The sequence below is a fragment of the Streptococcus sp. FDAARGOS_520 genome, from assembly GCF_003812685.1.
Lineage (GTDB): Bacteria > Bacillota > Bacilli > Lactobacillales > Streptococcaceae > Streptococcus > Streptococcus agalactiae.
Genome location: NZ_CP033810.1, coordinates 561,270 through 581,123 on the forward strand (window position 1 = coordinate 561,270; position 19,854 = coordinate 581,123).

Here is a 19,854-nt window from a genome sequence, read left to right on the forward strand (position 1 = left end):
AAACTTATTATGTCAAATATCAACTTAAAACCCGAAGAAGTTGGGGTTTATGCGATTGGTGGTCTCGGTGAAATCGGAAAAAATACTTACGGTATCGAATATCAAGACGAAATTATTATTGTAGACGCTGGTATTAAATTCCCTGAAGATGATCTTTTGGGAATAGATTATGTTATCCCAGACTATTCATATATCGTTGAAAACATTGACCGTATCAAGGCCCTTGTTATAACTCATGGGCACGAGGACCACATCGGTGGTATTCCTTTTCTATTAAAACAAGCTAATTTACCGATTTATGCAGGTCCTCTCGCTCTTGCTCTAATCAAAGGTAAGTTAGAAGAACATGGTTTACTTCGTGACGCTACATTATACGAAATCCACGCTAATACAGAGCTGACTTTTAAAAACTTAAGCGTTACATTTTTCCGCACTACTCACTCCATTCCTGAACCATTAGGTATTGTTATTCATACCCCTCAAGGTAAGGTTATTTGTACAGGTGACTTCAAATTTGACTTTACACCTGTTGGGGAGCCCGCTGACTTACATCGTATGGCTGCTCTAGGTGAAGATGGTGTCCTCTGCCTTTTATCAGACTCGACAAATGCTGAAGTTCCAACCTTCACTAATTCCGAAAAAATTGTTGGGCAATCTATTATGAAGATTATCGAAGGTATCGAGGGACGTATTATTTTCGCCTCTTTTGCTTCAAACATCTTCCGACTCCAACAGGCTGCTGAAGCTGCTGTTAAAACTGGTCGTAAAATTGCTGTTTTTGGACGGTCAATGGAAAAGGCAATTGTTAACGGTATTGAACTTGGCTATATTAAAGTTCCAAAAGGTACCTTCATTGAGCCAAGCGAACTTAAAAATCTTCATGCTAGTGAAGTTTTAATTATGTGTACAGGTAGTCAAGGTGAGTCTATGGCAGCACTTGCTCGTATCGCTAATGGTACTCATCGTCAAGTTACTTTGCAGCCTGGTGATACTGTGATTTTCTCATCAAGCCCAATCCCTGGTAATACAACAAGTGTCAATAAATTAATCAATACCATTCAAGAAGCTGGTGTCGATGTTATTCATGGTAAAATTAACAATATCCATACCTCCGGCCATGGTGGTCAACAAGAACAAAAATTAATGTTACGCTTGATTAAACCAAAGTATTTCATGCCCGTACACGGTGAGTATCGCATGCAAAAAGTCCATGCTGGTTTAGCAGTTGACACAGGTATTCCTAAAGAGAATATCTTCATTATGGAAAACGGTGATGTTTTAGCTTTAACGAGCGACTCTGCTCGTATTGCTGGACATTTCAATGCTCAAGATATCTACGTTGATGGGAATGGTATTGGCGATATTGGTGCGGCAGTTCTACGTGACCGCCACGACTTATCTGAAGATGGTGTTGTCCTTGCCGTTGCTACCGTTGATTTCGATTCAAAAATGATTTTAGCTGGACCAGACATCCTTAGCCGAGGCTTTATCTATATGAGAGAATCTGGGGACCTTATTCGCGAAAGCCAACATATCTTATTCAATGCTATTCGTATTGCACTGAAAAATAAAGATGCAAGTATCCAATCAGTAAATGGAGCTATTGTTAATGCCTTACGCCCATTCTTATATGAAAAAACTGAGCGTGAGCCTATCATTATTCCTATGGTCCTTACCCCTGATAAATAAACAAAAGAACGGAAAATACTTTCTCCGTTCTTTTTAATTGCCTATATTAGCAAAATAAGTTAATATATCAAATTACTTCTGGGATAACTATAGAATATAAAAGAACTCCAAACAGTATCGTACTTTTATACCGTCTATGTGAGGAGTTCTTTATAGATTAATTCGGATAAATGTAGCTAACTACCCCTGGTGTTACTGTATTTTGTGGATCAAACCAACCACGATAATTATCAATCCATTGATGACCTGCATAATTAGATTCTAAAACCTGAATTTTATTAGTGACAGGATCTACAGCTGTAACATAAGCCACATGTCCATAACTACCATCAGTCCAACATACGATAGAACCCACGCGCGGTTGTGTCCCTACTGTATAACCAGCTGATGCGGCGCTCGCAGCCCAATCACCACCGTTTCCCCACCAGTTACCTGCCCATGTTGCCATCTCCTTTACACCCCATGTGCATTGACCTAGTGGAAACGTATTACTAGCTGGATGTGCTTGAGCAATTTCCTCCGCACTTGCTAGGTAGTCTACATCTACTGCATAGTTATATGTATTCGCATCTGCATTTGTTGAAGCAAATGAAAAAGCGGACACCAAAGCCACTGTTCCAAGCATTGTTTTAGACTTTAATTGTTTTATGTTCATGTTTTCCTCCATCTGATGACTCCTAGTTTATCAAATCCATATAACAGACAAATGAAAACCTGTAACAAGTTTTAGGCAATTTTTTACAATAATTTACAAAAAAACTAGTTTTAGACTTTACAAAATAAAGCCTAAAACTAGTTATAAACATTCTTATGATTAATATAAATCTAGGTAATTATCAATTTCCCATTGTGAAACATAAGTCGCATAACTTGCCCATTCAATACGCTTAGCGTCTAAGAAATTAGTATAGATATGAGTTCCTAGGGCCGCTTTTACCACTTCATCTTCTTCAAGTGCTTTAAGAGCATTATGAAGAGTAGATGGTAAATCAACAATACCTGCTTGACGACGTTCTTCTACAGTCATAGCATAGATATTTGTCTCAATTGGTTCTGGTGCTTCAATTTTATTCTCGATTCCCTCAAGTCCTGATCCCAAAAGTACTGATAAAGCAAGATAAGGATTTGCTGTTGGGTCAACCGAGCGCAATTCTAGGCGTGTTCCCATACCTCGAGATGCAGGTACACGAATAAGTGGCGAACGATTGCGACCTGCCCAAGCAACGTAAACTGGTGCTTCGTATCCTGGTACCAAACGTTTATAAGAATTAACAGTTGGATTAATGATAGCTGTGTAATTGTAAGCGTGTTTCATTAACCCACCTAAAAAGTAGTAGGCATCCTCTGATAATTGCATTCCACGTGGATCTTCTGGATCAAAGAAAGCATTGTTCCCTTCATTATCAAAAAGAGACATATTACAATGCATACCTGAACCATTGATACCAAACTTAGGTTTTGCCATAAAAGTAGCATATAAACCATGCTTACGAGCAATTGTTTTAACAACCAATTTAAATAATTGAATGTTGTCACAGGCTTTTAAAACATCATCATATTTAAAGTCAATTTCATGCTGTCCAACTGCTACTTCATGATGACTAGCTTCAACTTCAAAGCCCATTTGTGTTAAGACATTAACAATTTCACGACGTGTATTATCTGCTAAGTCTGTTGGAGCTAAGTCAAAGTAGCCTCCTTTGTCATTAACATCAAGTGTTGGGTTACCATTTTCATCCATTTTAAATAGGAAAAATTCAGGTTCTGGTCCTAAGTTAAATGACTTATAGCCAATCTCTTGCATACGTTTCATATTACGCTTAAGATTTCCACGTGGATCTCCGGCAAAAGGTTCTCCTTCTGCTGTATAGATATCACAGATTAGACCTGCAACAGCTCCATTTTCATCTCCCCAAGGAAAGACAATCCAAGTATCTAAATCAGGATATAAATACATATCAGATTCATTGATACGAACAAAGCCCTCAATAGAAGATCCATCAAACATTGCTTTATTTGATAAAACTTTGTCTAATTGTTCATCTGTAGCCGGAATTTCGACATTTTTCATTACTCCTAAGATATCTGTGAACATCAAACGGAGGAAGGTAACATTTTTTTCCTTAACTTCGCGACGAATATCTTCTGCTGTGATAGTCATATAGTCTCCTTAATATCTAGCTTGACTGCATGTTTACAAATGCATATTTCCAATGTGCTGTGAAGGACTTGAAAAACGCCCTTGATTACGGAGCTCATCTTGTAAAAGTCGACGAACCTCGGCATCTGATAATGACTTTTGTTTCTCTTTGGACTTATGTTGTCTTTGCATGTATTCATTTTTAATATCAGAAATATGCAAACCATCGCTAATGAAGTCTTTTATTTCCAGTAAGCGGTCCATATCATTCAGTGAAAACATGCGGCGGTTACCTTCAGTACGTTCAGGTGTGATTAACCCTTGATCCTCATAATAGCGAATTTGTCTGGCAGTCAAATCTGTCAACTTCATAACAGCTCCAATCGGGAATACAGCCATTGTACGCCTAAGTTCTCTTTCTTTCATGATGGCCTCCTTTCATTAAACCATTATAAACTTTAAAAAGTTTGATGTCAACTCTCATGTGAGATTTTATGACATCAAACTATAATTTGTTATTTTTTAGTTTTTTCCGAAGTATTTCAATATCTGTATTAACCATCATTGCAATAAAAACACCACAAAAAGTTTCAAAAATACGTGCAAAAACATATAGAATTGTCTCTCCGCTTGGGATAGATAAAGTTATAATAAGTAATGCGGCTGTTCCCCCAATAATACCTGATTTATTATTACAAGCAACATTAATCATGATACATAACATGGTACAAATAGGAACAATTAATAAAGTGACCCAAAAAGCTTGATGAAATATCTCATTGAATGCAAAAAATACTAAGGAGAGTAAGCCACCTATACTATTACCAATAATTCTAGAAAAACCAAAGTGCACGCTTTTATCAAAGTCTTCTCTTAAACTAAATACAGCAGTTAGAGCACCAATTTGAAGCCCTTTCCAACCAAATAAATGAAAAACCAATAAAACTAAAAAGACCGATAAGCCTGTTTTAAATGTTCTCATTCCCAATTTAAACTTTTTAATATCAAACTTGTAATTAGATAATAATTTTTTTAACGTTTTCATACCTATCCCTTCACTATATATTCTAACATATCAATCCATAAAACCCTTTTTGTAAACGTTTTATTTATTACTAGTATATCTTTTATAAACCAATTTATATCAAATCGTCATAAACTTTTGAAAATTGCAGTGTCAACCAAATACCACTATATCTAAAAACTAGTAAATGATAAATGAAGTCAAGGAAAGTTCAATAACTCTACATTATCAACTAAAAAAAGACATGCATCAGCATGTCCTTTAATATAAATTATAATGACTATTATTTTTCAGTCAATGCTGCCAAACCTGGTAATACTTTACCTTCGAGCAATTCCATGCTTGCTCCACCACCAGTAGAGATCCATGAGAATTTGTCAGCACGGCCAAGGTTGATAGCAGCTGCTGCTGAATCACCACCACCGATGATTGATTTAACGCCTGGTTGTTTAACGATAGCGTCCATTACACCGATTGTACCAGCTTGGAAGTCAGGGTTTTCAAAGACACCCATAGGTCCGTTCCATACAACTGTTTTAGCACCAGTAAGTGCTTCATCAAATTTAGCGATTGATTTAGGACCGATGTCAAGACCAAGGAACCCTTCTGAAACTGCTTCACCTTCAGTGTCGCGAACTTCAGTATAACCAGCAAATGCGTTTGCTTCTTTTGAGTCAACTGGCAAGATCAATTTACCGTTTGATTTTTCAAGGAGGTCTTTAGCAACATCCAATTTGTCTTCTTCTACAAGTGAGTTACCGATTTCGATACCTTGAGCTTTGTAGAATGTGTAAGTCATACCACCACCGATAAGAACTTTATCAGCTTTTTCAAGAAGGTTTTCGATAACACCAATCTTATCAGAAACTTTTGAGCCACCAAGAATAGCTACGAATGGGCGTTCTGGAGTTTCAACTGCTTCTTGGATGTAAGCAATTTCGTTTTCAAGAAGGAAACCAGCTACAGCTTTTTCAACGTTTGCTGAAATACCTACGTTTGATGCATGAGCACGGTGTGCTGTACCAAATGCATCGTTAACGAAGATTCCATCTCCAAGTGAAGCCCAGTATTTACCAAGTTCTTCGTCATTCTTAGATTCTTTCTTACCGTCAACATCTTCAAAACGAGTGTTTTCAACCAAAAGAACTTGTCCATCTTCCAAAGCATTGATTGCTTCTTCTAATTTTGCACCACGAGTAACACCTGGGAATACAACATCTTGACCAAGTTTAGCAGCTAAATCAGCAGCTACCGGTGCAAGTGATTTTCCTTCTTTGTCAGCTTCTTCTTTAACACGTCCAAGGTGAGAGAAGAGGATAGCACGACCACCTTGTTCGATGATATACTTGATTGTTGGAAGAGCCGCAGTGATACGGTTGTCGTTAGTGATAACGCCGTCTTTCAAAGGCACATTAAAGTCAACACGAACGAGGACTTTTTTACCTTTCAAATCAACGTCTTTAACAGTCAATTTAGCCATTAGTAAAACTCCTTATATAATTTGATATTATTTATTATAACATATTTTTGTGAACAGTTGTAATTATTGATTACTTTTTCACAAATAGATTTCATAGATTTTCCTAGTTGTTTTCAAGAGAATTCGTATACTTATTAATCATACGAATGCAACATTTTTTGTCGTTCTTTCAATTGTTTTTGAACATCCAGATGTTTTCCTTGATAAATAGCACTTTCCCAAGAACCGTACATAGGATTTGGGAAAACAATAAATTTACTACCAAACTCACTTTGAAGTTTAGTTAGTAGTTGTTCTCTATCTGTACTAGATGATTTAGAAAAATCAGCAAAATCAACTAAATTATCTCCAAAAAGCATAATTAAATTGGTATCTTTTTGAACTGCCTGACGGCGACTCTCTTTAGATTTCATTCCTTTTTTAAGGAAAAGCAAGTGGTCTTTCCCTTGAACAGGTATACCTTCCTTCTCTAAATTTTCTTTAGTCGCATCAACTTGAGCATCTGTACGATCTGAGACATAATAAATTTTTATTCCCTTTTCATTAGCATACTTCAAAAATTCTTTGGCACCCGCAACAGCCTTAGCTGATTTCTTTTGCACCCATTTATCCCAACTCTCTGGCGTGAAACTAGAGCCATCTTTAATATTCTTTGCTTGATATGGGCTATTATCTAAAACTGTTTCATCTAAATCTAAGATAATTGAATATGGTTTTTCACTGGGCTTTTGTAACCAATCATCTAACTTCATTTTAGCAACATTATAACCTTGTAAATATAAAGCCTTGGCTTCTGCAGAATTTTGATACCAAAGGACAGACATAGTGTTTTCCTTAGCCAACAGTTTATTAGAACTTAGAGAAATATTTTTAAATTTCGTCTTTTGCTCCACCTTATCTGGAGACATATCAGCTTTTTTAGTACTGTGGTTTGACTGACATGCTGTCATCATAAATACAGCAACAGATAACGATAAAACTGAAAAAACTTTTGTAGTCTTCATAAAACTTCTCCTCTATATTTTTTCAATTAAATCATACCACTGCTTACTTTCAAAATCAAACCTTATTTTAACTTATAGTCAATATAATTCATTTTTCATTTATTTTCTGATAATTTTCTATAATAAAATGAAAAAACATTCGTATTATTTTTTATTTATAAAAATAAAAGAGGGATAAATCCCTCTTTTACATCATATTAATTAAAAATTATTTTGCAATTTTTGCAAAGTATTCAAGTGTACGAACAAGTTGTGAAGTGTATGACATTTCGTTATCGTACCATGAAACAACTTTAACCAATTGGTTACCGTCAACAGTTTGAACTTTAGTTTGAGTAGCATCAAACAATGAACCGTATGAAATACCAACGATATCAGATGATACGATTGGATCTTCAGTATAACCGTATGAATCGTTAGCTGCTGCTTTCATAGCTGCATTTACTTCTTCGACAGTTACGTCTTTTTCAAGAGTTGCAACCAATTCAGTTACTGATCCAGTTGGAACAGGAACACGTTGTGCAGCACCATCAAGTTTACCGTTCAATTCTGGGATAACAAGTCCGATAGCTTTTGCAGCACCAGTTGAGTTAGGAACGATGTTTGCAGCACCTGCACGAGCACGACGAAGGTCACCACCACGGTGTGGTCCGTCAAGGATCATTTGGTCACCAGTGTATGCGTGGATAGTAGTCATCAAACCTTGTTTAACACCAAAGTTGTCTTGTAAAGCTTTAGCCATTGGAGCAAGACAGTTTGTAGTACATGAAGCACCTGAGATAACTGTTTCAGTTCCATCAAGGATATCGTGGTTAGTGTTGAAAACAACTGTTTTAACGTCGTTTCCACCAGGAGCTGTGATAACAACTTTTTTAGCACCATTTTCATGGATGTGTTGTTCAGCTTTTTCTTTTGATGCAAAGAAACCAGTTGCTTCAAGAACGATTTCTACGCCATCAGTAGCCCAGTCAATGTTTGCTGGTTCGCGTTCAGCAGAAACTTTAACAAATTGACCGTTAACTTCGAATCCACCTTCTTTAACTTCAACAGTACCGTCGAAACGACCTTGAGTTGTGTCATATTTCAACAAGTGTGCAAGCATGTTTGGATCTGTAAGGTCGTTGATACGAGTAACTTCAACACCTTCTACGTTTTGGATGCGACGGAATGCAAGACGACCGATACGACCGAAACCGTTAATACCAACTTTAACTACCATTAGTGATTTCCTCCTTATGAAAATCTCAAATATTTTATTTTAGGGATCCCCCTAACCAATGTGAAAAGATTAACTTGTACATATGTGCAAAAATCTTTCAACACAATTATTATATCTTTTTTCGAGAAAAATTGCAATGAATTTACCACTTTCAAAAAGAAAAAAAGATACTCTTTCGAGTACCTTTCATAAGTTTTCAGAAATTATTCACCAGAGTTTTTCTTGATGATTTCTTCTTGAACTGACTTAGGAACATCTTCGTAGTGGTCAAATACCATCATGAATGTGCCACGTCCTTGTGTTGCAGAACGAAGAACTGTTGCATAACCAAACATTTCAGCAAGTGGAACAAAGGCACGAACAACTTGTGTATTACCACGTGCTTCCATACCATCAACACGACCGCGACGTGCAGTCACGTGACCCATAACGTCACCAAGATTGTCTTCTGGAGCTGTAATTGTAACAAGCATCATTGGCTCAAGGATAGCTGGTTGCGCTGATTTAGCAGCTTCTTTAAGTGCAAGTGATGCAGCAATCTTGAAGGCTGTCTCAGATGAGTCAACATCATGGTATGAACCATCGTAAAGTTTAGCTTTTACGTCAACCATTGGATATCCAGCAAGAACACCGTTTGCCATAGATTCTACAAGTCCTTTTTCAACGGCTGGAATAAATTCACGAGGAACCACACCACCGACGATAGCATTTTCGAATTCGAATCCTTTACCTTCTTCGTTTGGTGTAAATTCAATCCAAACATCACCAAATTGACCTTTACCACCAGATTGGCGTTTGAAGAATCCACGTGCTTGTGTAGAAGCGCGGAATGTTTCGCGGTATGATACTTGAGGTGCACCAACGTTTGCTTCAACTTTGAATTCACGTTTCATACGGTCAACAAGGACATCAAGGTGAAGTTCACCCATTCCTGAGATAACTGTTTCACCAGTTTCAACGTTAGTTTCAACGCGGAACGTTGGATCTTCTTCAGCAAGTTTTTGAAGGGCGATACCCATTTTATCTTGGTCAGCTTTAGATTTTGGCTCAACCATCAATTGGATAACTGGTTCTGGAACTTCAATTGATTCAAGAATAACTTTTGATTTTTCATCAGTCAATGAATCACCTGTAGTTGTATCTTTCAAACCAACAGCCGCTGCGATATCCCCAGCATAAACAGTTTCAATTTCTTGACGACTATTTGCGTGCATTTGTAAGATACGTCCGATACGTTCACGTTTACCTTTAGATGTATTCAACACGTATGAACCTGAATTAAGAACACCTGAGTACACACGGAAGAATGTTAAGCGACCCACGAAAGGATCTGTCATGATCTTGAAGGCAAGCGCTGCAAATGGCTCTTCATCTGAAGCAGGACGTGTTTCTTCTTCGTCAGTATCAGGGTTAATACCTTTGATTGCAGGAATATCAAGTGGGCTTGGAAGGTAATCAATAACAGCATCAAGCATCAATTGAACACCTTTATTCTTGAAGGCTGAACCACACAATACAGGGTAGAATTCAACATTGATAGTTGCTTTACGAATAGCAGCCATCAACTCTTCGTTAGTGATTTCTTCACCTTCAAGGTATTTCATCATCAAATCTTCATCAGTATCAGCAACTGCTTCTACTAATTTTTCACGATATTCATTTGCTTGATCAACATACTCTGCTGGAATATCTTCTTCAAGGATATCTGTACCAAGGTCATTAGTATAGATTTCAGCTTTCATTTTGATTAAGTCAATAATACCACGGAAATCGTCTTCTGAACCAATTGGCAATTGAATTGGGTGTGCATTCGCTTGAAGACGGTCATGAAGTGATTGTACTGAATAGAGGAAGTCAGCACCGATTTTATCCATTTTATTAGCAAAAACGATACGTGGAACTCCGTATTCTGTTGCTTGACGCCAAACTGTTTCAGTTTGAGGTTCTACACCTGATTGAGCATCAAGAACTGTTACCGCACCATCAAGTACGCGAAGTGAACGTTGAACTTCAATTGTGAAGTCCACGTGTCCTGGTGTATCGATGATGTTAACACGGTGACCATCCCATTGTGCTGTTGTTGCAGCTGATGTAATTGTGATACCACGTTCTTGTTCTTGTTCCATCCAGTCCATTTGTGAAGCACCTTCGTGTGTTTCACCGATTTTGTGGATTTTACCAGTATAGTAAAGAATACGCTCAGTTGTTGTTGTTTTACCAGCATCGACGTGAGCCATGATACCGATATTACGAGTTTTTTCAAGTGAAAATTCGCGAGCCATTTGGTTTCTCCTATATTTTAAATTATTTACTTCTTTATTATAACACTATTTATAAAAAACGGATAGGCAGGACCTACCCGTTCTAATTGCTAACATTGCTATCTACCAAACAATTTGTTTAGTAGCTATGATAAGTCTCAAAAAGAGAGTAATCTTACCAACGGAAGTGTGCAAAGGCACGGTTAGCTTCAGCCATTTTGTGAGTATCTTCACGTTTCTTAACTGATGCTCCTGTGTTGTTTGCAGCATCCATGATTTCTTTTGCAAGACGATCTTTCATAGTGTGTTCACCACGAGCACGTGATGCGTTAACCAACCAACGAAGTCCTAAAGTTGTACGACGTTCTGGACGAACTTCGACAGGAACTTGGTAGTTTGATCCACCAACACGGCGTGCACGTACCTCAAGGACAGGCATGATGTTTTCCATAGCTGTTTCGAACACTTCAAGAGCATCTGTTCCAGTAGCTTCTTTAATTGCTTCAAAAGCATCATATACGATAGTTGCAGCAGTACCACGTTTACCATCAAGCATTACACGGTTGATAAGACGTGTAACGATTTTTGAGTTATACAATGGATCTGGCAATACTTCGCGTTTAGGCGCTTGATTTTTACGACTCATTTTCTCTTATCCCCCTTCTAATTACCCTTTAGGACGTTTAGCACCGTATTTAGAACGGCCTTGTTTACGATCAGCTACACCTGCAGTATCAAGTGCACCACGAACGATATGGTAACGTACCCCTGGAAGGTCTTTTACACGTCCACCACGGATAAGCACAACACTGTGTTCTTGCAAGTTGTGTCCGATACCTGGAATGTAAGCAGTAACTTCAATAAGGTTGCTCAAACGTACACGAGCAAATTTACGAAGGGCAGAGTTAGGTTTTTTAGGTGTCATAGTTCCAACACGAGTTGCAACACCACGTTTTTGTGGTGCAGATAATTTAGTGTGAACTTTTCTGTGACTGTTGTAACCAATATTCAAAGCAGGTGAATCTGATTTTTCAACTTTAGATTTACGTGGTTTACGTACCAACTGGTTAATTGTAGGCATCTACATTTCTCCTGTAAGTTTTTTATTTTTGGTTGATATAGCACTTGGTGACAGCCTATATCTGCGTGTACTTTTGCAACAATTGTCAGCACGTCTCTGTACACTTTTGAGAGACCAAAAGTAAAAGTACCGTTTATCATAGTATCATTTTACACATAATGTGTCAAGCTTTTATTACTTTTACAAGCAAAAAGAATCAAGGATGTCACCTTGACTCTTTAATCAAATATATTCCCCGCTTCTACAGAGACTCTATTATTTTTTACATCAATTTCAGATACTCTCAGAAGAGATTTATAGGCCATCTTCTCACGTTGTTCCTGAGCATTTTCTGCAAATACAGCGACACCTACTAATGTGCTATCGAATTCTGAGAGTAAACTAATCATCCCCGAAACAGTACCTCCACCTTTCAAGAAATCATCAACTATTAAAACTCGACTGTTAGGTTTTAAGCTACGCTTAGAAAGAAACATTTTTTCAATACGGCCACTTGAACCACTAGCGTAGTTTACTGACACAGTAGAACCTTCCGTAATCTTCAAATCACGTCTCACAATAACAAAAGGAACATCTAAAACATTTGCTACTGCGTTTGCTAAAGGAACACCTTTTGTTGCAACCGTCATGACAGCATCAATTTTTTGACCTCTGTAAGCGTTCGCTATAATGCGACCAATACTTTGTAACATTTTTGGTGTACTGAGTAGATCTGAAAGATAAATGTAACCTCCCGGAAGAATACGATCGTTTTCAGATAAACGCTGTCTTAATTCTTCAACGATTTCTTTCGCTTCTGCTTCAGCAATAGTTGGTGTAAAGATAACACCTCCACTTGCACCAGTCACAGTTTTAATATCTCCGATTTGAGCTTGTTCAAAAGCTTTTTTGATAATAGCAATATCTTCTGAAATCGAAGATTTCGCGGCACCGTATTTACTAGCAAATGTATTTAAACTAGTTAATGTATAGGGATTATTTATTAGGTAATTTGAAATAACAACCATGCGTTCGCTACGTCTTAATTTCATATTTTCTCCTTATTCATAGCATTCTTTACATATAGTATAACATAACAAATGCTAAAAACGAACATTTTATTTTAGGTCTTAATTATTCTACCTAAATTATTTAATGTTCGGTTTATAAAAAGAACGGTTATCCATGGCAAAAATGCGATTTGTCATTTCACCTTCGTTGACACGGTTTAAAGCTGTTGTCATCATCATCATATTTGCATCAATGTTATCGATCATATGGATAATTTCTGCCTCCATGATTCTAGGACGAACCGGGCTTCCATATTCTAATTGTCCATGATGACTCAGAATAACATGGCGTAACACTGTAACCTCTTCTTTTGTATCATCAATATTAAGCTCTGCTAGTATTTTTGTTAATTCCTCATCAATAAGTGAAATATGACCGATAAGATTACCTCGAATAGTATATTCTGTATTATCAGGACCCGATAACTCAATGACCTTGGCTAAATCATGTAGCATAATACCAGCAAACATCAAACTTTTATTAAGTTCTGGATAGATATCTCCGATACTATCTGCCAAACGAACCATTGTTGCCGTGTGATATGCCAATCCTGATTCAAAAGCGTGGTGGTTTGTTTTGGCGGCTGGATAGGTAAAAAATTCCTTATTGTATTTACGATAAAGTGCTCTTACCACACGCTGCCAGGTTGCATTTTCAATTTTAAAGAGCATTTGTTCCATGTACTCTCTCACGTTGTCAACATTGATTGGAGGTTTTTCTTTAAAATCTCTAGGATCATTAGGTTCACCATCTTTGATGTTTCTTAATGTAATTTGGTTGACTTGGGGAGTTCCATTATAAACTTCACGACGCCCTTTCATATGAACAATTTTACCGGCTACAAACTCTTCTACATTATAGGTCTGTGCATCCCACATATTTCCTGAAATTTCGCCAGTATCATCTTGAAAGGTAAAGGCAATAAAGTCTTTACCTGCACGCGTTTTACGAACTTCTGCTTTCTTTATAAGGTAAAACCCCTCAAAAAGCTCGTCTTTTTTCATTTGGTTAATTTTCATTAATTTCCTCTTCTTCTGTTATAGGAAGGTTTAACAAGCTAGTGGTTGCTTGATCTTGATGTTCTTCAACTGTATTTAAGACTCTGATAATAGCGTTTGTCCGCGTTGTGAGTAAACTATCAATACTTTTACTTGCTGTATTTAATTGTTTTTGAGCTTTTGATAACATGCCACCAAATTTTCCAAATTCAACCTTGACATTCCCTAAAATTTTACTAATATCATTAGCATTCTTTTGAATATTTAAGGTTTTAAAGCCAACAGATAATGAATTTAGTAAAGCAGATAAGGTTGACGGTCCAGCTACTACAATATTTTCGTCACGTCTTAGACTATCAAAGAATGTTGCATTTCTTACCACTTCAGAATAGAGCCCTTCAGTTGGTAAGAACATGATACCAAAATTTGTCGTTTCAGGAGGATTTAAGTACTTATTGTTTATATCTTTTGCAAATTTACGAATACTTGCCAGTAAAGATTTACGATAGAGTTCTATTTGAACCTTGTCACCCAATTCATAAGCATCTTCCAATCGGTAATAATCTTCTAGAGGAAACTTAGAGTCAATAGGCAAATAGATATAATCTCCCTGACCATTTCCAGGTAATTTAATAGCATATTCAACACGCTCAGAAGAGCCAGACACCGTAGGAAATTCTCTCTCATATTGACTAACTGTCATAATATCTTCTATAATTTGGCCGAGTTGTAACTCCCCTAATATTCCCCTTGTCTTAGTATTTGACAAGACTTTGTTCAGTGTACCAACATCTTGGGCAACAGTTTTCATCTCCCCAAGACCTTGATTGACGCTCTCTAGTTGACGCGATACAGTTTCAAAAGAAGTTTGCAAACGCGTTTGTAGCGTTTTTTCTAGCTTTTCCTCAACAGTTTGGCGCATTTGATCCAAGCGTTTTTCATTGGAATCTTGCATTTTCTGAACTGACTGAGATAAATTGGAGTTAATCAATTCCAAGCGTTTGTCTGATCGATCTCGACTCTCCGTTAAATGCTGATTTAATTCTGTACGCATATCGGTAAGCAACTGATAAATTTCCTGTTGCATACGGTTTAGCTGATTAGTCAACGTTAGAATTTGATCTTTTTGCGCCACTTCTATCTGATATGTCAGTTGGTCTGATAGATTATCAGCATTATCTTCAAGTTGTTTTTCAACGGACTTTGTTAATTCCGTCATTTTTTGGTAAGAAATTATCGTCACTGTCAGACTAGCTAGTACAATGATCAAAATGATGACAAGCATATTAACCTCTATCCTTACTATAAATAATGATTAAGTAACCATCTTTGAGCTCTACTTCAATTGGCGAAGTCATAAATTCATTACTGGAATACATTTTTTTCTTAAAATAATTACTTTTGTTCAATTCATATTTAGCCCCAGAAATCTGCAAAGTAGACTCACTCTCAGGCATGAACGAGACATAGGACATCCCTTCAATCCTTGAGACTTGATTTTTCCCGGATGGTAGATAAGTCACTATGTTTTGTTCATCTTTGAGTCTGATTTGTGACATAAATGGTTCTAGATCTCTGTCACTTGGTAAAAAGATATTAGACATCATATGGTCAATCCTGCCACCAAATGCTCCAAATACGGTCACCTGAGCTTCTGGAAATTCTTTGAAAATAGTTTTTAAAGCTAATTCTGTATCTGTATCATTTTTTTCTGCACTAGCAGAAACGATATTGCTACAATAGTGTTTGATATAAAGCAGTTCATCTTCTGTTATAGAATCAAAATCACCCACTGCCATGTCCAAAGAAAGCCCATTTTTTAATAAAAATAGGCTTCCACGGTCAATTCCGACAAAATAGTCAAAATCATATTCAAAATAAGTTAAGTCACCGCCAGCAAATAAAGCAATTTTAGTCATCGAGCGCCACCCTTAAGGTTTCTACTTGTGCAGGTAAATCACTTGCTTTAAAGAGATAAGAACCTGCAACAAAGACATTTGCACCAGCCTCTGCTGCTGCCTTAATTGTAGTATTATCTATACCGCCATCAACTTCAATATCATAATGATGACCGTACTCTTTGCGCCATGCTGCAACTGTCTTTACTTTTGACATCATTTCTGGAATAAAGGCTTGTCCACCAAAGCCAGGATTAACAGTCATAATTAAAATCTGGTCAACCAAATCTAAGATAGGAATAAGAGATTCTACGGGTGTTCCTGGGTTAATAACCACACCTGCTTTCATTCCTGCCTCTTTTATCTTTTGAAGCGCACCATGTATATGTTTCGTTGCTTCAACATGAATGGTCATGATATCAGCACCAGCTTGAGCAAAAGCCTCAATATAACGTTCTGGATCAACAACCATCAGATGACAATCAAAAACAAGTTTACTGTGTTTACGCATGCTGGATACAACATCCGCACCAAAACTAATATTAGGGACAAATTGACCATCCATGATATCAATATGAACGTATTCTGCTGTTGTCTCTTCAATACGTTTCAATTCGTTAGCAAAATTAGCATAGTCTGCTGCTAATATCGATGGGGCAATTTTATTGGTTGACATAGAAACCTACTTTCTTTTAATAACTTTCTTATATGTTTCACGACGGCTCTCAATTTCACTTAAAAATTGGAGGTAGTTATCATAGCGGACTTGCCATAACTGACCTTGAGTTAAGGCTTCTTTTACAGCACATTTAGGCTCATGTGTATGCGTACACGAGCGGAATTTACAAAAATGACTAAGTCTACGAAGCTCTGGAAAGGATTCGTTTAAGTCCTCTGCATTATCCACTTCATAGTCCAAAGAAGAAAAACCAGGAGTGTCTGCAATTTTTCCTTTATGAACGTTATAGAAACTAACTGCTCTTGTGGTGTGTCGGCCACGGCCTAAACTACCCGAAATTTCACCAGTTTCAAGTTTCAACTCAGGAGCAATTTTGTTGAGAAGCGTTGATTTTCCGACACCTGTCTGGCCCATAAAAACAGTCACTTTATTTGCTAACAGAGGCAAGAGTTCCTCTTGAGAATAACAGAAAACGTAGCCTATATTCTGATAATGTTCGCGAATATCATCAATAACAACCAAATCGTCTAACAAATCCAACTTGGAAATATAAATGATAGGCTGAATCATCTTATATTCTAGAAGTACTAAGAACCGGTCTAATAAGTTAGCGTTAAAATCAGGTTCTTTAGCAGACATGATAACGACAGCTTGATCAATATTAACAATAGGTGGTCGTACGAGGCTATTTTTACGCTCTTCAATTGATAGAATATATCCTTCTGATTGATCTTGCGAAGAAAATTCAACCCAATCCCCAACGTAGGGAATTTGACCTTTTTTTCTAAAATTTCCACGCGCACGTGTCTGATAAACAACACCGTCAGATTCCACATAATAAAAACCTGCTAGCGACTTGACAATTCTACCTTGCAATTGTTCTCCTTAATTGTTTAGAATACCACTATTATATCATAAAATGAGAAATAAGCTCTACTCTCAGAGATAAGCTAAATAGAAACTATTTGCAGGTGTTCGATTTCTCTCAAATAACCTCAATTTTATGAATTCCCAACATAAAAGCAGTGATCTTATTTAGATACACTGCGCTTTTTTCCAATTACTATTAAGGCACCTACTGTAATTTCTGATATACTCGCCCAATCAATAGTCGTTTTATCTACGCTGAATAACAACGGTGTCATATCAATAAAAGCTTGACGTTCTTGTTGAGAACAGTTATAGCTTTGAACAACTTTCTGCTCAGAAATAATTTCAAAATTTTCTCTAAAGTGATCTAGAATTTTTTGATTAGAGTAATCTTTCTGTTTCAAGTATTGACTAGCTTTTTCTCGCAATTCTTGAACATGTTCAGCTACAGGAACAACCTTTACAAGGATACCATCATCACTCAGCACCCGCCTAAATTCTTTATAATTTGCAGGAGAAAAAATGTCTAAAATGATATCAATTGATGAGTCTTGAATAGGAAGGTTAGCTAAATCAGAAACAAACCATTTCACAAGCCTAGACTGATCACTTTTAGCAGCTAATTGAATCGAATCTTTAGAAATATCAAAAGCCAAGAAAGTCTTCTCATGCTTGTTAACTAATTGACGAGAATAAAAGCCCTCTCCACAACCAATATCTAAAACCGAATGAAACTGAGAATTATTTTCCAAAACCTTTGAAATAGCTTCTAAAATATGATTATAATACCCGTTTTCTAAGACAAGCTGCCGATTTTCAAATGATTTTTTATCATAATGTTCATCTACCTTCTTTCCTCCAAGAAGATTAACATATCCAAATTTGGATAAATCAAAACAATGATTATCAGAGCATTTGAGGCTATTACTTTCTTTTATCAAGGGATTTTGACATTTAGGACAAGCGAAATAACTTGCACTATCTTCAAAACGCCACTTCTTGTCAACCAACATAGTTTATATCCCAACCTCTTTCAAGGCATCTGCTAAACTTGCAAAATCAGGGATAGATAAGGCTTCTCCGCGAATAGATGGCTTAATTTTTGCTATTTCTAATGCTTTTTCCAATTTTGCTTTAGTATCTTCTGATTTTCCAAAATGACTCGTTAGATTATTCCAAAGTGTTTTACGACGATGTACGAAGGCTACTTTTGACACTCTGAAAAAGAAATCCTCATCTTGAACACTCACTACTGGTTGATCTCTACGGACCATTTTCAAAATAGCTGAATCTACATTTGGAGCAGGAACAAAAACAGTTCTCGGAACGATAAATGATACTTTGGCAGTCATATAATACTGCACTGCGATTGACAAAGAACCGTATGCTTTAGTATTTGGCATAGCTGAAATACGATCTGCCACTTCTTTTTGTATCATGACCACAAACTCCGCAAAAGGAATCTTGCTCTCAATCAAGTGCATAAGGATTGGTGTTGTGATGTAGTAAGGTAGGTTTGCGACCACCTTGATAGGCAGATCAGGATTCTTGAAAGCCTGAATCTGGGTCTGCAAATCAGCCTTGAGGATATCCTGATTGACCACTTGGACATTGTCAAAACGCGCAAGCGTATCAGCAAGGATAGGAATGAGACGATCATCAATCTCAAAAGCCATAACCTCAGCTGCATTCTCAGCCAAAAACTCTGTCAAAGCCCCGATACCAGGACCAATCTCAATCACGTTGACACCCTTGTCAATCTCTGCCGTGTCAACAATCTTCTGTAAAATATTAGTATCGGTCAAAAAGTTCTGACCGAATGATTTCTTAAATGTAAACCCATGACGCTCCAAAATAGCGCGGGTAACGGTTTTATCTGCGATTCTCATAATTCCTCTATTTCTTAATATTGATCATTTTTGAAATAACATTTGAGGCTATTTGTGATATTACAACTGGATTATACCACTACTTCCTTTTGCCTTTACTATTCTGAGTTATAAACTTATTTTTAATTGCAGTTGCACAAGCTTCGGTTAGTGGTCCTCCTATTGCTTGCTTATAATTAAATCCAATCAACTGCATTGTTTTTAAAGTATCTTTATTCAATAATGTAACCAATTGTTTCATTGTTCGTTCCTGTTCCTCATTTAGACCAGAAAAATTATATAACAATGAGATTCCTTGCTCGAGAGTATTGGATAGATATTCAATATCCTCATCATCTATATTAATTTTTTCATACTCTTCTTTATATGACTGTGCAATGCGAATTGCTTGCTCCCGTTCAGCTAATAATTCGTTAATTAAATCATCATAAGTAGCTCTCAATGTTGCAGCATCTTTTACATCCTTTATTGATTGAATTTTACTGGTTACCATAGTTGCAGTCCCTTTGACTGCAAGCGTTGCTAAATCTACCCCAGCTCTAGTCAATGCTTCCGTTACATTATACTCCACT

General features: G+C 36.9%; 20 protein-coding genes. 1 reads left to right on the top strand and 19 read right to left on the bottom strand.

The window, feature by feature from the left end; all coding sequences use genetic code 11:
- Window positions 1-9: 9 nt before the first annotated feature.
- Window positions 10-1,689, top strand: a complete 1,680-nt coding sequence (gene rnjA / locus EGX96_RS02970) for a ribonuclease J1 (RefSeq protein ID WP_000065498.1) — start codon at window positions 10-12, stop codon at window positions 1,687-1,689.
- Between the two features lie 157 nt (window positions 1,690-1,846).
- Here rnjA and EGX96_RS02975 read toward each other — a convergent pair whose 3' ends face one another.
- The 19 genes from EGX96_RS02975 to EGX96_RS03070 form a co-directional block, all read right to left on the bottom strand.
- On the bottom strand, window positions 1,847-2,356 hold the full coding sequence (locus EGX96_RS02975) for a CHAP domain-containing protein (RefSeq protein ID WP_000392202.1): 510 nt from the start codon (window positions 2,354-2,356) through the stop codon (window positions 1,847-1,849).
- Window positions 2,357-2,503: 147 nt separating this feature from the next.
- Window positions 2,504-3,850: a type I glutamate--ammonia ligase gene (glnA, locus tag EGX96_RS02980; protein WP_000156221.1), complete on the bottom strand. Its 1,347-nt coding sequence runs from the start codon at window positions 3,848-3,850 to the stop codon at window positions 2,504-2,506.
- 33 nt (window positions 3,851-3,883) lie between these two features.
- Window positions 3,884-4,255 carry a MerR family transcriptional regulator gene (locus EGX96_RS02985; RefSeq protein ID WP_000664338.1) on the bottom strand — a complete coding sequence of 124 codons (372 nt, stop codon included), beginning with the start codon at window positions 4,253-4,255 and terminating at the stop codon, window positions 3,884-3,886.
- 79 nt (window positions 4,256-4,334) lie between these two features.
- Complete coding sequence (locus EGX96_RS02990; protein ID WP_000854121.1) at window positions 4,335-4,874, bottom strand: FUSC family protein; 540 nt, start codon at window positions 4,872-4,874, stop codon at window positions 4,335-4,337.
- A 262-nt stretch (window positions 4,875-5,136) separates the two neighbouring features.
- Window positions 5,137-6,333, bottom strand: a complete 1,197-nt coding sequence (locus EGX96_RS02995) for a phosphoglycerate kinase (RefSeq protein WP_001096753.1) — start codon at window positions 6,331-6,333, stop codon at window positions 5,137-5,139.
- Window positions 6,334-6,467: 134 nt separating this feature from the next.
- Window positions 6,468-7,337, bottom strand: a complete 870-nt coding sequence (locus EGX96_RS03000; RefSeq protein ID WP_000858929.1) for a 5'-nucleotidase, lipoprotein e(P4) family — start codon at window positions 7,335-7,337, stop codon at window positions 6,468-6,470.
- Window positions 7,338-7,545: 208 nt separating this feature from the next.
- Complete coding sequence (gene gap, locus EGX96_RS03005; protein WP_000260656.1) at window positions 7,546-8,556, bottom strand: type I glyceraldehyde-3-phosphate dehydrogenase; 1,011 nt, start codon at window positions 8,554-8,556, stop codon at window positions 7,546-7,548.
- Window positions 8,557-8,759: 203 nt separating this feature from the next.
- On the bottom strand, window positions 8,760-10,838 hold the full coding sequence (fusA, locus tag EGX96_RS03010; RefSeq protein ID WP_000090323.1) for an elongation factor G: 2,079 nt from the start codon (window positions 10,836-10,838) through the stop codon (window positions 8,760-8,762).
- 154 nt (window positions 10,839-10,992) lie between these two features.
- Entirely contained in the window at window positions 10,993-11,463 is a 471-nt protein-coding gene (gene rpsG, locus EGX96_RS03015; protein ID WP_000087842.1) for a 30S ribosomal protein S7, read from the bottom strand.
- Window positions 11,464-11,484: 21 nt separating this feature from the next.
- On the bottom strand, window positions 11,485-11,898 hold the full coding sequence (gene rpsL, locus EGX96_RS03020) for a 30S ribosomal protein S12 (RefSeq protein WP_001142328.1): 414 nt from the start codon (window positions 11,896-11,898) through the stop codon (window positions 11,485-11,487).
- A gap of 218 nt (window positions 11,899-12,116) precedes the next feature.
- Entirely contained in the window at window positions 12,117-12,929 is an 813-nt protein-coding gene (gene purR / locus EGX96_RS03030; protein WP_000776878.1) for a pur operon repressor, read from the bottom strand.
- Between the two features lie 96 nt (window positions 12,930-13,025).
- On the bottom strand, window positions 13,026-13,967 hold the full coding sequence (locus tag EGX96_RS03035; protein WP_000700694.1) for a 3'-5' exoribonuclease YhaM family protein: 942 nt from the start codon (window positions 13,965-13,967) through the stop codon (window positions 13,026-13,028).
- A complete protein-coding gene (rmuC, locus tag EGX96_RS03040; protein ID WP_000960187.1) occupies window positions 13,957-15,231 on the bottom strand; it encodes a DNA recombination protein RmuC in 1,275 nt (424 codons plus the stop codon). The genes EGX96_RS03035 and rmuC overlap by 11 nt, the downstream gene beginning before the upstream one ends.
- Window position 15,232: 1 nt before the next feature.
- On the bottom strand, window positions 15,233-15,865 hold the full coding sequence (locus EGX96_RS03045) for a thiamine diphosphokinase (RefSeq protein WP_000160920.1): 633 nt from the start codon (window positions 15,863-15,865) through the stop codon (window positions 15,233-15,235).
- The gene (gene rpe / locus EGX96_RS03050; RefSeq protein WP_000106173.1) at window positions 15,858-16,520 is read right to left on the bottom strand and encodes a ribulose-phosphate 3-epimerase; all 663 of its coding nucleotides are present in this window, start codon (window positions 16,518-16,520) and stop codon (window positions 15,858-15,860) included. The genes EGX96_RS03045 and rpe overlap by 8 nt, the downstream gene beginning before the upstream one ends.
- 6 nt (window positions 16,521-16,526) lie before the next feature.
- Window positions 16,527-17,399, bottom strand: a complete 873-nt coding sequence (gene rsgA / locus EGX96_RS03055) for a ribosome small subunit-dependent GTPase A (protein ID WP_001162036.1) — start codon at window positions 17,397-17,399, stop codon at window positions 16,527-16,529.
- Window positions 17,400-17,554: 155 nt separating this feature from the next.
- The gene (locus EGX96_RS03060) at window positions 17,555-18,406 is read right to left on the bottom strand and encodes a putative RNA methyltransferase (RefSeq protein WP_000959497.1); all 852 of its coding nucleotides are present in this window, start codon (window positions 18,404-18,406) and stop codon (window positions 17,555-17,557) included.
- 3 nt (window positions 18,407-18,409) lie between these two features.
- Window positions 18,410-19,282: a 16S rRNA (adenine(1518)-N(6)/adenine(1519)-N(6))-dimethyltransferase RsmA gene (gene rsmA / locus EGX96_RS03065; RefSeq protein WP_001216818.1), complete on the bottom strand. Its 873-nt coding sequence runs from the start codon at window positions 19,280-19,282 to the stop codon at window positions 18,410-18,412.
- 79 nt (window positions 19,283-19,361) lie between these two features.
- On the bottom strand, window positions 19,362-19,853 hold the full coding sequence (locus EGX96_RS03070; RefSeq protein ID WP_000456288.1) for a hypothetical protein: 492 nt from the start codon (window positions 19,851-19,853) through the stop codon (window positions 19,362-19,364).
- Between the last annotated feature and the right edge of the window lies 1 nt (window position 19,854).